Source organism: Haloarcula rara (assembly GCF_029338235.1).
Classification (GTDB): Archaea; Halobacteriota; Halobacteria; order Halobacteriales; family Haloarculaceae; genus Haloarcula; species Haloarcula rara.
On the sequence record NZ_CP119785.1, the window covers coordinates 2,158,263 to 2,171,063 of the forward strand.

16 protein-coding genes and 1 pseudogene are annotated in these 12,801 nt (G+C 66.6%); 9 read left to right on the plus strand and 8 right to left on the minus strand.

Annotation, left to right across the window (positions count from 1 at the left end; all coding sequences use genetic code 11):
* The first annotated feature begins 96 nt into the window (after positions 1 to 96).
* The gene (locus P1K32_RS11380; protein WP_276249852.1) at positions 97 to 840 is read left to right on the plus strand and encodes a hypothetical protein; all 744 of its coding nucleotides are present in this window, start codon (positions 97 to 99) and stop codon (positions 838 to 840) included.
* 114 nt (positions 841 to 954) lie between these two features.
* On the opposite strand, the gene icd is transcribed toward P1K32_RS11380, so the two are convergent.
* The 3 genes from icd to P1K32_RS11395 all read right to left on the minus strand — a co-directional run bounded on the left by icd (position 955) and on the right by P1K32_RS11395 (position 3,604).
* Complete coding sequence (gene icd / locus P1K32_RS11385; protein WP_276249853.1) at positions 955 to 2,217, minus strand: isocitrate dehydrogenase (NADP(+)); 1,263 nt, start codon at positions 2,215 to 2,217, stop codon at positions 955 to 957.
* A 110-nt stretch (positions 2,218 to 2,327) separates the two neighbouring features.
* Positions 2,328 to 2,627, minus strand: coding sequence for a hypothetical protein (locus P1K32_RS11390; protein ID WP_276249854.1), 300 nt, complete (start codon positions 2,625 to 2,627; stop codon positions 2,328 to 2,330).
* Between the two features lie 44 nt (positions 2,628 to 2,671).
* The gene (locus P1K32_RS11395; RefSeq protein WP_276249855.1) at positions 2,672 to 3,604 is read right to left on the minus strand and encodes a hypothetical protein; all 933 of its coding nucleotides are present in this window, start codon (positions 3,602 to 3,604) and stop codon (positions 2,672 to 2,674) included.
* 159 nt (positions 3,605 to 3,763) lie between these two features.
* Between P1K32_RS11395 and P1K32_RS11400 the strand changes: the two are divergent.
* Together P1K32_RS11400 and map are read left to right on the plus strand one after the other, a co-directional pair.
* Positions 3,764 to 4,610, plus strand: a pseudogene (locus tag P1K32_RS11400) (isoaspartyl peptidase/L-asparaginase).
* Between the two features lie 180 nt (positions 4,611 to 4,790).
* A complete protein-coding gene (map, locus tag P1K32_RS11405) occupies positions 4,791 to 5,681 on the plus strand; it encodes a type II methionyl aminopeptidase (protein ID WP_276249856.1) in 891 nt (296 codons plus the stop codon).
* Between the two features lie 191 nt (positions 5,682 to 5,872).
* On the opposite strand, the gene P1K32_RS11410 is transcribed toward map, so the two are convergent.
* A complete protein-coding gene (locus P1K32_RS11410) occupies positions 5,873 to 6,070 on the minus strand; it encodes a DUF7835 family putative zinc beta-ribbon protein (RefSeq protein WP_276249857.1) in 198 nt (65 codons plus the stop codon).
* Between the two features lie 238 nt (positions 6,071 to 6,308).
* On the opposite strand from P1K32_RS11410, the gene P1K32_RS11415 reads away from it, so the two are divergent.
* The 4 genes from P1K32_RS11415 (at position 6,309) to P1K32_RS11430 (ending at position 8,508) form a co-directional block, all read left to right on the plus strand.
* Positions 6,309 to 6,866, plus strand: a complete 558-nt coding sequence (locus P1K32_RS11415; protein WP_276249858.1) for an HIT family protein — start codon at positions 6,309 to 6,311, stop codon at positions 6,864 to 6,866.
* Between the two features lie 25 nt (positions 6,867 to 6,891).
* Entirely contained in the window at positions 6,892 to 7,806 is a 915-nt protein-coding gene (locus P1K32_RS11420) for a cation diffusion facilitator family transporter (RefSeq protein ID WP_276249859.1), read from the plus strand.
* A gap of 100 nt (positions 7,807 to 7,906) precedes the next feature.
* Positions 7,907 to 8,068 carry a hypothetical protein gene (locus P1K32_RS11425; RefSeq protein WP_276249860.1) on the plus strand — a complete coding sequence of 54 codons (162 nt, stop codon included), beginning with the start codon at positions 7,907 to 7,909 and terminating at the stop codon, positions 8,066 to 8,068.
* 47 nt (positions 8,069 to 8,115) lie between these two features.
* Positions 8,116 to 8,508: a DoxX family protein gene (locus P1K32_RS11430; RefSeq protein ID WP_276249861.1), complete on the plus strand. Its 393-nt coding sequence runs from the start codon at positions 8,116 to 8,118 to the stop codon at positions 8,506 to 8,508.
* 11 nt (positions 8,509 to 8,519) lie between these two features.
* Here the strand turns inward: P1K32_RS11430 and P1K32_RS11435 are convergent, their stop codons facing one another.
* Genes P1K32_RS11435 through deoC form a run of 3 tightly spaced genes read right to left on the minus strand, consistent with a single transcriptional unit; the run spans position 8,520 to position 10,735 of the window.
* Positions 8,520 to 9,803 carry a tRNA (N(6)-L-threonylcarbamoyladenosine(37)-C(2))-methylthiotransferase gene (locus tag P1K32_RS11435; protein ID WP_276249862.1) on the minus strand — a complete coding sequence of 428 codons (1,284 nt, stop codon included), beginning with the start codon at positions 9,801 to 9,803 and terminating at the stop codon, positions 8,520 to 8,522.
* Between the two features lie 54 nt (positions 9,804 to 9,857).
* Positions 9,858 to 10,082, minus strand: a complete 225-nt coding sequence (locus P1K32_RS11440) for a hypothetical protein (protein ID WP_276249863.1) — start codon at positions 10,080 to 10,082, stop codon at positions 9,858 to 9,860.
* Complete coding sequence (gene deoC, locus P1K32_RS11445; RefSeq protein ID WP_276249864.1) at positions 10,079 to 10,735, minus strand: deoxyribose-phosphate aldolase; 657 nt, start codon at positions 10,733 to 10,735, stop codon at positions 10,079 to 10,081. Before deoC ends, P1K32_RS11440 begins: the two co-directional genes overlap by 4 nt.
* Positions 10,736 to 10,897: 162 nt before the next feature.
* Here deoC and P1K32_RS11450 point away from each other — a divergent pair, with 162 nt between their 5' ends.
* Entirely contained in the window at positions 10,898 to 11,731 is an 834-nt protein-coding gene (locus P1K32_RS11450; protein ID WP_276249865.1) for a DUF63 family protein, read from the plus strand.
* Between the two features lie 9 nt (positions 11,732 to 11,740).
* Here the strand turns inward: P1K32_RS11450 and P1K32_RS11455 are convergent, their stop codons facing one another.
* Positions 11,741 to 11,965, minus strand: coding sequence for a hypothetical protein (locus tag P1K32_RS11455; protein WP_276249866.1), 225 nt, complete (start codon positions 11,963 to 11,965; stop codon positions 11,741 to 11,743).
* A gap of 81 nt (positions 11,966 to 12,046) precedes the next feature.
* On the opposite strand from P1K32_RS11455, the gene P1K32_RS11460 reads away from it, so the two are divergent.
* The gene (locus P1K32_RS11460) at positions 12,047 to 12,772 is read left to right on the plus strand and encodes a nucleoside phosphorylase (RefSeq protein ID WP_276249867.1); all 726 of its coding nucleotides are present in this window, start codon (positions 12,047 to 12,049) and stop codon (positions 12,770 to 12,772) included.
* Positions 12,773 to 12,801: the final 29 nt, after the last annotated feature.

Sequence of the window (12,801 nt, forward strand, 5' to 3'; positions counted from 1 at the left end):
GTCCGTGCGGTGGCGCTGTGTGGCCGCCAGCGACTCACCGCGCTCCCCGGGTTGTGTCGGCACAAACGGTTTGCCCGACCGCACGGATTGGCGTGTATGGCTCGTGGCCGTGCTGTCGCCGTGGTCGCGCTGCTTCTGCTGGCGGGCTGCCAGGGGTTCGAGAGCGACGGCGGCGAGACGGTGACGCCCGCGACGGTCCCGACAGCTAGCGGCGAGGCCACGACCGACCCGGCGGCGATAGCGGACCGACACCGGCAGGCACTCAGCAACCGGTCGTACACGACGACGGTGGCGCTGACCGTCGAGTACGAGAACGCCACGACGGCCCGGCTCATAGACGAGTTCGCCGTCGGAAGTAACGGGGCCTACCGCTACCAGCGTCGGGTTCGCGACCCATACCCCCAGGCCGCGTCGAACTTCACCATCTGGCAGAACGGCTCGACGGAGTTCCGGCGGGAGACGGCCGAGAACGGGACGGCGACCGTGACGGTTAGCGACAGCGTCGGCTTCGAGGACGTCACGCTCTCGGGCTTTCTGCGGCGGGTACTGCGGGGCTTTGACTTGACCGCGGCGCGGGCAAACGGGCAGACACAACTCACCGGGGAGCAGACCGGGCCCCTGACCGTGCCGCTGCCGACCGCTCTGCGCGACGGCCGCGACGGCACGCTCGAGGCGGAGCGACGCGACGGCATCGTCCGGTCGCTAACGGTCGACGCGCAGGCGGACCACCCCGATAGCGACCAGTCCGTGACCGTCCGGATGCGCGTTACTGTCAAGCGTGTCGGTCGGACCGACCCCGAACGGCCGGCGTGGGCCACCGAGTCGAACGCCAGTGGCTGATACCGGCCGCCGGGCTACGAGCGGTGGCAGCGAAAAAACGGTGGTGTCGCGAACTCGCTTCCGCGAGTTTCTGGATATTCTGACGGTTACGCCGTCAGCGCCCAGAAACTGGCCTCAGGCCAGTTTCTGTATATTCTCGACGACGGCCTCGGCGAACTCGGAGGTCGAGAGCTTCTCGCCGCCCTCGATCTGTCGCTCGAGGTCGTAGGTGACCTTGCCGCTGGAGATGGTCTCCTCGACGGCGTCGCGGATGAGCTGTCCGGCGTCCTTCCAGCCCATGTACTCGAGCATGAGTCGGCCGGAGAGAATCATCGCGGTCGGGTTGACCTTGTCCTCGCCGGCGTATTTCGGCGCCGAGCCGTGGACCGGTTCGGCGAGACAGCGGGCCTCGCCGAAGTTCGCGCCGGGGGCGATGCCCAGGCCGCCGATCTGTGCGCCGGCGGCGTCGGACATGTAGTCCCCGTTTAAGTTCATCGTCGCGATGACGTCGTAGTCGCCGGTGCGGGTCAGGAGCTGCTGGAGCATGTTGTCCGCGATGCGGTCGTTGACGACGAGCGTGCCCTCGGGCTGTTCGCCGTCGTACTCCTCCCAGAGCTCGTCCTCGGTGATGACGTCCTCGCCGTACTCCTCCTCGGCGACCTCGTAGCCCCAGTCGCGGAAGGCGCCCTCGGTGAACTTCATGATGTTGCCCTTGTGGACGAGCGTGACCGAGTCACGGCCCTCCTCGATGGCGTAGTCGATTGCCTCACGGACCAGTCGCTTGGTGCCGAACTCCGTGATGGGTTTGACGCCGATGCCGACCGGACCGTCGTGGATGGTCTGGTCGAAGTCCATCTCCTCTTCGACGAACTCCTTGACCTCCTGGACTTCGTCGGTGCCGGCCTCCCACTCGATGCCGGCGTAGACGTCCTCGGTGTTCTCCCGGAACGTGACCATGTCCATCTCGCTGGGGTCCTTCACGGGGGAGGGGACGCCGTCGATGTAGTACGTCGGCCGGACGTTCGCGTAGAGGTCGAGCGTCTTCCGGAGCGCGACGTTCAGCGAACGGAAGCCGGCGCCGACGGGCGTCGTCAGCGGCCCCTTGATGGCGACGTTGAACTCCTTGATGGCCTCGACGGTGTCGTCGGGCAGGTTCTCGTCGTACATCTCGCGGGCGCTACCGCCGGCGTAGACGCGCATCCAGGAGATGTCGCGACCGGTGGCCTCGGCGGCCGCTTCGAGGACCTTCTGGGCGGCCGGACCCACGTCCGTCCCGATACCGTCCCCGTGGATGATGGGAATAATCGGGTTCTCCGGCACGTTCAGCTCGTTGTCGTCGGTAACTTCGATCTGCTGTCCCTCGTCTGGGACATCCACTTTGTCGTAGTCGTAGCCCATATCGCGCCCCATGATAGTTGTCCCTAAAGGGTTGCCGCTTTCCTGCAAACTTGGTAACGTACACCACTCGAAGACGCGACAGTACTACCGGACCGCGTCGACCATCGCTTTCAGCTCGCGGGGGCCGTCGAGACCAGCGCACGGGAGAGTCTGCGGCGGGCGTTCGCGAGGGAATCGCCCACCGCTGCGCTCGCTCCGCCGAAGACGCCCGCTCCGTGGCCCAGCAGGACGCGGTCGGGGTCGATATCGGCGAACGTCTCTCGGGGCGGGGACAGGCGCGCGAGGACGTTCAAACCGAGCCGTTCGTCACCGATAGTAAAGGCCGTCCCCGAGGAGAGCACGTCCGGCACGTACACTGTCCCGTCGCGATCGCGGTAGTCGTCGGTGCCGTCGCGTCGGTACATCGACATGACGACTACCAGACCCGAATCGAAAAAACGGTTGTGTGCTCCTGTCAGTCCGCGGCAGTGCCGCTCGGGCTCGACGAGTCGGTGGAGTCCGTCTCCGAGCCCGTGGCCTCGGAGTCGGCTTTCTGCATCAACTCGCCGAACTTGCTGGACCGGTCGGCGAGCATGTCGGCCGTCTCCGAGTCGGGCGTGTCGTCGGCCGACTCGATGAGGAACGTCGTGATGACGACGGTCTTTATCCACGGGCGGAGGAAGCCGAGATAGAGTGGCCCGAAGATACCGGCCACGACAACCCAGCCGATGTACTCGACGGTCGTCGAGAGCCCGCTGAACACCGAGGCCAGCGGGCTCAAGGCGAGCAACAACAGGAACGCTGTCCCGTAGAGGGCGAAGACGATGGCCAGCGTCGACCCCAGCACCGACTTCCAGTTCTTCGCGTAGAGGGTGAGGCCGTCCCGGGCCGCAGTCCACCGGCCCTGCTCGGGGTGGCGGAACACGTGGGCCAGTATCGCCTCGTCGATGTACGTCGCGGCCAGCGCGACTCCCTTGCCCAGCAGCCAGACGAGCTTCTGGAGTTGGGGCGCGAAGCTCAACCACCGGGAGACCGAGAGGACCGCGTTGTTGAACTGCCTGACGATGCCTTTCACGAGCTGGTCGACGCCGAACAGCGTGCTGGCCTCGGCGAAGTTGTCCTTGACCGTTGTGACGCCGTGGCGAATCTGGTTCTCCGGGACCTCGCCGGTTTCGATAATTTCGACGATGACCGCGATGTGGCCGGCTTTCGCCAGATACAGCACGTACCTGTTGAGGAGCTTCCAGATGTAGACGAAAAGCAGCGTGGCAAGGAGTAGCCCCACGATGCCGATGACTCCCGATATCGACTGAGTCTGGAACAGCCGGTAGCCGGCATAGAGGACGCCCCCGAAGTATACGACGGTGAACACCCCGAACAGGAGCCCGATGCCTATCCGTAGTAACACGAACGGAAGCGTCTGTTTGAATACGCTCGTCGCCCTTCTGAAATGAAGCTTCATCTCGATGTTGGTTGTCCGAGGTTTGAGTTAATAATAATGGTTGCATGGGACGAATCCACAATGAGGCCACCGGGGGCTTATCCGGCCGCCGACCGAGGAAGGAGTATGGAAATCGTCGTCCACGGCGGTGCCGGCAGCCCACCCGAGGAGCCGGCCGACCGCCAGCGGGCGCTCGCCGACGCGGTCGAGAGCGCCGCGACCGCCGACGGGCCACTCGAGGCCGTCTGTCGGGCCGTCCACCCGCTGGAACTGGACCCCGATTTCAACGCCGGCGTCGGCGGGGCCGTCCAGAGCGACGGCGTCGTCCGCACGGAGGCCGGTGTCATGACCGACGAGGGGTGGCGGGCGCGCAGCGGGCCTGACGGGCGTGGCACACGCCGCAGCCGTGGCTCGTCTCGTCGCCACGGAGACGCCCCATCTCATCGTCGCCGGTGACCCGGCCCGCGAGCTGGCGGCCGCCCACGGTGTCGACACCGGTGTTACCCTGCTGACCGACGCGACCGACGGGCGATTCGAGGCGGCTGACCCGCCACTCCTCACGAGCGACACCCACCTCGACTGGGTCCGCGAGCACTTCGGCGGCACCGACACCGTCGGCGCCGTGGCGACCGATGGCGACCGTCTGGCGGCGGCCACCTCGACGGCCGGACGGTGGTTCGCGCTGGCCGGCCGCGTCGGCGACGTGTCGCAACTGGGCGCGGGCTTTTTCGCCGACGACCGCGGCGGCGCCAGCGCGACCGGCGAGGGCGAGGCTATCGCCCGGTTCGGACTGGCTCGCCGCGCCGTCGAACTCCTCGATACGTTCGGCCCTCGGGAGGCCGCTAGCGAGGCTATCGCCGAGTTCAAGCGCGAGACTGGGGGGCGAGCGGGTGTGCTCGTGCTGGACCACGAGGGCCGCGTGGGTCGGGAGCACAACACTGCCGCGATGCAGACCGCGCGGAGTGAAAAGTGAGACTCGGTGGGCGCTACCGGGCTTTCACCGCGACAGACGCCCCTATCTGGTTGGTACTAGAACTGTAGACTGCGCTTCGTAGCGAGGCTCTATCCCTCTTTACTCTAGAACGACCAGACAAACGGCGACTGCTGCCAGCGAACACAAACGCTTTCGGCGGCCGGCCCGGAGTCGTCGGGTATGAGCGATGTCGATTTCGAAGCCGAGCAGTACGAGAAGTGTCGCGAGGCCGGCGAGATACTGGCCCAGGTGCGCGACGAGGCCGCCGAGCGCGTCGAGGTCGGGGTCTCCCACCTCGAAGTCGCCGAGTGGGCCGAGGGCAAGATACGGGAACTGGGGGGCGAACCGGCGTTCCCGGTCAACATCTCTATCGACGAGGAGGCCGCCCATGCGACGCCGGAACGGGACGACGACAGCACGTTCGGCGAAGAGATGGTCAACCTGGACATCGGCGTCCACGTCGACGGCTGGCTGGCCGACACCGCGGTGACGGTGGACCTCTCGGGACGGGACGAGCTGGCTGCCGCCTCCGCCGAGGCGCTCGACGCGGCCCTGGACGTTGCGGGCCCGGGCGTCGACGTGGGCGAGATAGGTGCGGCGGTCGAGGACGTCATCGAGGGATACGGGTTCAACCCCGTCGTCAACCTGACCGGCCACGGGCTGGGCCACTGGGAACAGCACACCGCGCCGAACATCCCGAACCGCGAGGTCGCCCAGGGGGCGACGCTCTCGCCGGGCGACGTGGTCGCCATCGAGCCGTTCGCGACCGACGGCCGCGGCAAGGTCAAGGAGGGGTCTAGCGAGGAGATTTTCGCGCTCGAACGCGAGGGGACGATTAGGGACCGGACCGCTCGGCAGGTGCTAGACCAGGTCACCGAGGAGTTCAAGACCCTGCCCTTCGCCGCTCGCTGGCTCGACTCGCCGCGCTCGAAGATGGCGCTGCGCCGGCTCAAACAGCAGGATATGGTCCACGGCTATCCGGTGCTGAAGGAGGAAGACGGGACGTTCGTCAGTCAGAAGGAACACACCGTCATCGTGACTGAAGACGGCGTGGAAGTGACGACGCGGTGAGCGTGGTCGCACGCGACCACGAATCGGCGAACGGGCGGCCTCGACGCCAGTGAGCCTGGAGCCCACGGTTCTTCGGGAGACCACGCTAACTGGTCGACGCCGACACGGGACTCACTGACGTCGTTTGCACGGACTCCAGTGGACGAGCCGTCGGTTACTGGCTCGGCTCGTCAGACAGTAAAATAGGCCGTCTATGCGTTGTTCATCCGCGTGCTCGTCGTCGCGCCACAGATCTGGCACTCGCTGACCCGGTACGGTTCCCGCGAGAACTCCGCGTTCTCCTGCTTGTTGCTCTCGGTCTGTATCTGGACGCTGACCGCGTGTGGTGTATCCCGCTCGCAGTCGGCACACGTCTCTGACATATCGACCCCGTCGTTTGTAGTGGCCATTCTACTTCGTACTCGCTCGGAAAACAGCATAAAAACCGTCTACCGTTCCAGTTGTTCAGACGGTTCATGCCCGGAAAGGAAGCCGACAGCGGTGGGCGACGTTACCGCCGCCGACAGCGCGTTCTGGTGCCGTTCTCAGCGGTTGATATTCGGTTCAGGGGGTGTGAACGGCCGAAACATTTAAATATTGGGGGCGGTCGGTCGAAGTGGTTTTAGACCGGCGTCCAGAGCCACCTGTATGGACAGCGTGTTCGCGCCGTGGCGCATCGACTGGGTCGAACGTGATGAGAAGAACCCCGACGTTGACTGTGTCTTCTGTGCGTTCCGGGACGCTGAGGACGACCGCGAGAACCGCGTTGTCGCCCGGAGCGACCGCGCGTTCGTCCTGCTGAACAACTACCCGTACAACCCCGGGCACGTGATGGTCATCCCCCACGTGCACACCGGCGAGTACGGCGACCTCGACGACGAGACGCTGCTCGACCACGCCCGGCTGAAACAGCGGACCTTCGACGCCGTAGAGCGTGGCATGGGTCCGGACGCGTTCAACGCCGGCCTGAACCTCGGCGGCTCGGCGGCGGGTGGCTCTATCGACGACCACCTCCACACCCACGTCGTCCCGCGATGGGAGGGCGACACCAACTTCATGCCCGTCGTGGGCGACACGCAGGTCATCGTCGAGGCGGTCGACGACAGCTACGACCGGATACACGAGGGGTTCGCCGAGCAGGACGGTACCAGCGTCCCCGGGCCCGAGGCCGCCGTCCGGGTCGAGACGGCCCCGAAGGGGATTTAGGGTCGACCGACCACTCCCCGAACAGATGACCCGGCGCGACACACTGAGGCGGGTCGGCATCCTCGTACTGGGAGTCAACCTCGCGCTGGCGCTGCTGAAAGGCGCCGTCTGGCTCTCCACGGGGAGTCTGGCCGTCCAGAGCGAGGCGGTAAACAGCACCGCCGACACCGCCTACTCGCTGGTCATCGTCGCCGGGCTCTACCTGACGACCCAGCCGCCCGATTTCGAACACCCCCACGGTCACGAGCGCATCGAGCCGTTCGTCTCGCTGTTCGTCGCCGCCGGTATCTTCGCCGCGGGCGGTATCGTGCTCTTCCAGGCCGGCCGGGCGCTGCTTTCGGGCACCGTCGCCGTCACGCAAGGTCCCTACGCCGTCGGCGTGCTCGTGCTGTCGGCGGTCGCGAAGTACGGCCTGTACCGGTACTGTCTCGCGGCCGGCGACGACTCTCACTCCCCGGCGCTGGTGGCGACGGCGAAGGACAACCGCAACGACATCCTGACCGCCGGCGCGGCGCTGGTCGGTGTCGTCGGCGCGTCGGCCGGCTACCCGCAGCTGGACCCGCTGGCCGCGGTCGTCGTCGCCGTCGGTATCCTCTATACGGGCTACGAGGTCGTCCGAGACAACGTCGCCTATCTCGTGGGTGCCGCGCCGCCCGAGGACCTCCGCCGGGAGATTCTCGAACGCGCACTGGCCCACGACCAGGTCCAGGGCGCCCACGACGTCATCGCCCACTACGTCGGCCCCGAAATCGACGTGAGCCTCCACATCGAGGTCGAGGGCGAGTTGACGCTGTATGCGGCCCACGACATCGAGACCGAGGTCATCCAGTCCATCAAGGCGCTGCCGGAGGTCGACGACGTGTTCGTCCACGTCGACCCGAAGGAACTGGGCGAGTGGAAAGAGGACGACGAGGTCGAGCGACTCGCCGACCTGGAGTGACTGGACCGCCGCCTGGCTGGCGGCCCAGGCGTTCGTCCCGGCCCGCCGGGACCGCCGGGGGTTTCCCGCCACGGACCGTAGACTTGCGAACATGGCTCATATGACCGCGGAGCTCGACGACGGCACCGAAATCAAAGGCATCGAGGAGGTCGTCGAAGGCTCCCACGGCGTCCACCTGAAGAAAGAAGTCCAGAGCAACAGCGTCGAGCGCGTCGCCTACATCCCCTACCCGAACCTGGTCTACGTCTACCACGACCAGTAGTCCGATTCGCGTCGGATTTTATTACAGATGCTGTCGTGTGTTGTGGTATGACAGACGACAGCGAAACGGACGGCACGACGTTCAGACTCGGGCGGATCGTCTTCGGCCTCGGGATGGCCCTGCAGGCTTCCGAGGACTTCCGGGATATGGACGACACCGTCGAGTACGCCGAATCGGCTGGCGTCCCGTTCCCGGACCTGCTGGCCCCGCTGGCCTCGGGGATGATGATCGCCGGCGGTCTGGGGGTCGCGTTCTGGCGGCTGCCCCGTATCGCGACCGGCGCGGTGACGAGCTTTCTCGCGGTCGTCACGCTGACCATGCACGACTTCTGGAACGCCGACCCGGACGACCGCGACGGCGAACGACTCGCCTTCTTCGGGAACCTGGCGATGTTCGGCGGCGCCCTTGCCTTCCTGCACGAGGCCTACCGGAGCGACTAGCATGGCCGCCGTCAGTCCGCCAGCGGTGCCCGCTTGACCGGCTCGCCGAAGGCATACACCGTGCTGTGACTCGTTATCTTCACGTCGACGAAATCGCCGACTTCCAGCCCGCGCTCTTCGGCGTCGACGATGACGACCTGGCGGTAGGCCTCGTCGTAGCCGACCAGCGACTCGTCGGTCCCGTCCTCGACCAGGAGCACCGACGAGGTCCGGCCGACCATCTCCTCGTGGGCCTGGCCCACCACGTCCATCTTCAGTTCGGACATGGCCTTCGAGCGGTCCTTCTTCGTCTGGCCGCCCAGTCCCTTCATGTCGGCGGCGTCCGTACCGGGACGCTTCGAGAACCGCGTGACGTTGATTTTCTCCGGTGTGGTCTCCCGGAGGAGGTCCATCGACTGCTCGTGGTCGGCTGGGTCCTCGGTCGGGAAGCCGACGATGAAGTCCGTCGAGAGCGTCCAGTAGTCGAGCGCGTCGTCGAACGCGTCGACGACTTCGAGGTACTCGGAGACGCTGTGCTGGCGGCGCATGTCCGCGAGCACGTCGTCGCTCCCGGACTGGACCGGCGCGTGGATGAAGTTGTACAGTTCGTCGTGCTCGGCGAACACCGCCGCGAGTTCGTCGCGAACGCCGTGGAGTCCCTTCGGGTTCGCCATCCCGACACGCACGCGAAAGTCCCCGTCGATTTCGGTGCAGATGCGCTCGAGCAGTTCGGGCAGGAGACTCTCGCCCTGGTTGGTGTCCCAGCCGTAGACGCCGGTGTCCTGGCCCGTAATCCGAATCTCCTTCGCGCCGGCGTGGACCAGGGCCCGGGCCTTCTCGACGTTCTCCGCGACCGACGGCGACTCGATGCGCCCGGTCGCCTGCTTGGTGATGCAATAGGAGCAGTCGCTCATACAGCCCCGAGCGATGGGGAGGATGCCGACGACGCCGTTGATGACCGTCTCCGTGTCGGGCGTCACCGTCGGACACTCGCCGTTGAGGACGTACTGTGGCACGTCGTCCCAGTGCAGGACTTCGGCGTCGAGGCCCGCCTCGCGGAACTCCTCGCCCTGTGCGAGTGCCATACAGCCCGTGACGACGAGGTCGGCGGGTGTCTCCGCGTCCAGCTCTCTGGCCCGTTTGAGCATGTTGCGCTCGGTCTTCTCCAGTACCGTGCAGGTGTTGAGGATAGCCACGTCGGCCGATTCGGGACCGTCGGCCGGGTGGTGGCCCCCCTCGCGGAGCGCCTGCTCTATCTGCTGGGTCTCACCTCTGTTGGAGGTGCACCCGTACGTCTCGATGTGATAGCGGGCCATCGCGTGCTAGGACGCAGTATCCTTGCGGGCAAAAGTGCGACGGATTGGGGGCAGTCACGGCAAGACGATTCCGGGCAGTGCTTCGCGCAGGAGCGGGAACGCTGTTTCTCCGGAGAGATAGAGGCTTAGCCCCACGGCACCCGCGTAGATTCCGAGGCCGGCGAGAGCGGTGACGAACAGCGGCGAGAGCCCCGCAGCCGTGGCCGCGGCGTAGACGATTACGGCGCCACCGATTCCAAACGGCAGCGCGTCGAGCAGCGCGTACAGGAGCATACTCATGTCTCGCTCGGGTCCGCAAACGTCGGATAGGCCTGCCACTGTTCGACGATGCGGTCACCGGCTGAGGCCCCGATACGCTCCGCGCCGGCCTCGAACATCGCCTCGGCGTCGGCCCACGAGCCGATGCCGCCGCTGGCTTTCACGGGGCGGTACTGGCTCAGTAGCTCGACGTCCGCGACGGTCGCCCCACCGTCGGCAAAACCGGTGGCGGTCTTGAGGTAGTCGGCGCCGGCGTCGGCGACCAGTCCGCCGACGCGGTGGAGCTCCGATTCGGAGAGCAGCGGGGCCTCGACGATGACTTTCACCGGAATCGGGACCGAGGCGACGACCTCCGAGAGGTGCTCGCGGACGGCGTCGTCCTCGCCGGCCTTGAGCCGCCCGACGTTACAGACCACGTCGAGTTCGTCGGCACCCGCCTCCCACGCCGCCCGGGCCGCCCCGGAGACGGCGTCGGTCGCGCCCTGGCCGTGCGGGAAGTCGATAACCGCGGTCAGGGGGACGTTCGCGTAGTCGGTCGCCAGCGGGAGCGCCCACGGCGGGACGCAGGCCCGCATCCCGTACTGCAGCGCCGCGTCCAGACACTCACGGACCGCGTCGGGCCCCGTCGTCGGTCCCAGAACCGTGTGCTCGATGCGGTCAGCTACCTCGTCCATACCCGATATGCAGATGGCATCTACCTAAACGTCCCGGGTAGAGACGGGTACTCGTCGCGACGTCCCGGGGTGGACCGACCGCCTAGTCGGCTCCCGTCGATACCCTGCACTGTTCGATATGAGGCCGGAAGCTTTTCATCTACTGAGGGCGGGGTGGGAGATATGGTATTGCCGACGGGGTTCGCGTTGCCGCCGCTGCCGTATCTGGTCGTGCTCGTCGGCGGCGTCGTTCTCATCGCTGCGTTGCTGGTGGCCCTGGAGCCGCCCGTCGACCAGCGCACTGTCGTCGCCCTGGCGCCGTGGATGGCCCTGGGCGGCGCGTTACACGCGCTCAACCAGCCACCCATCGAACTCTACAACCCGACGCTCGCCCCCCTCTTCGGGACGCCATCGGTGTATCTCACCACGTTCAACACCATGGGGACGGTGTGGCTCCTGCTGTCCTTTCTGGGGGTCCGACTGGGCCACGACGAGAACGTCCCCCGGAACCTCGGGCTCGTCGGCACCGGCATCCTGACGGTCATCCTGGTACTCTCTGCCATCACTGCCCTTCGCTCCGGCATCATCGACCCCGTCTGGGCGCCGCTCTCGGTGATTCTCTCCCTGTTTGTCGCCGCTATCGCCGTCCTCGCGGTGGCGCTCTGGCGGACGCCGCTGGTCATCAGGGCGCGCTATGCCGCCCCGGTCGTCGTCTTCGCACACGTCTTCGACGGTATCTCGACGGCCATCGGTACCGACGTCATCGGCGTCGCCGAGCGCTCCCCCGTTCCACGCGCCATCATGGAGTTCGCCGGCGGGCTGCCGACGGCCTCGACCATCGGGAGCGGTTGGCTGTTCGTCCTCGTGAAGCTGGTCGTCGCGATCGCCGTCGTCGTCCTCATGGACGACTACCTGCAGGAAGAGCCGGTCGAGGCGAGCCTCCTCCTCTCGCTGGTGGCCGCCGTCGGACTCGGGCCGGCGACGAACAACGTCGTTCTGTTCCTCTTTACGGGCTGACCGGGTCCGTCACTCTTCCTGTGACAGCTGCCCGGAGAGGTTTCGGTACATGATACCGTAGAGGAACGCCGCGGCCAGCAGTCCCAGGACGACGCCGAGGGCCAGCGACTGGCCCGACCCGTCGGTGATTCGTTGGGCGCCCACCGCCAGGAAGCCGAGTACGAGGCCAAAGACCAGGGCGATGACCGCCGGTTTTCGCATCCGCGGGTGAAACAGCGAGATATCGTCGCTCATAGCTGCAGCGTTGCGACGAACCCACGTCATTGTTGCGGAGAATCCCCGGCGGTTTTACCGACCGGCGTCGAAGGCCCCCGCATGGCCAAACAACCCCATCTGCTGGTGGAACCGGGCGACCTGCACGATATCGTCCTGCTCCCCGGCGACCCCGGTCGCGTCGACCGCATCGCCGGTCACTGCGAGGACAGCGAGGTCGTCGCACAGAACCGCGAGTACAAGCTCGTCAACGCGACCTACGAGGGACGGGACGTGACCGTCTGCTCGACCGGAATCGGCTCGCCGTCGGCCGCAATCGCCGTCGAGGAGCTCGCGGCCGTCGGCTGTGAGACGTTCGTCCGCGTGGGCACGACCGGCGCCCTCCAGTCCGGCATCGACATCGGTGACATGGTCGTCGCCACCGGCGCCGCAAAGGACGAGGGCACCACGGAGCGCTACGAGGACAAAGCCGTCCCCGCGGTGCCGGACTACGACGTGCTGTCGGCGCTGGTGGACGCGGCGGAGGATAATAACGAGGACGTCCACGTCGGACCTGTCGCCACGGACGACGCCTTCTACGCCGAGACAGAGGCATACGTCGAGGACTGGGAGGCCGCCGGGCTGCAGTGTGTCGAGATGGAGGCCGCCGCCATCTTCTCGCTGGCCCGCCGCAAGGGGCTGGCCGCCGGCGCCATCTGCACCGTCGACGGCAACCTCGTCGAGGGGACCCAGAAGGGCGAGACCGACGACGACGAGCTCCCTGAGAAGGCGAAGAACAACGTCGAGCGAGCCATCGACATCGCGCTGACTGCGGCGACGACGCTGTGAGTCACAGACTGCACCGGAACGTGGCCGGT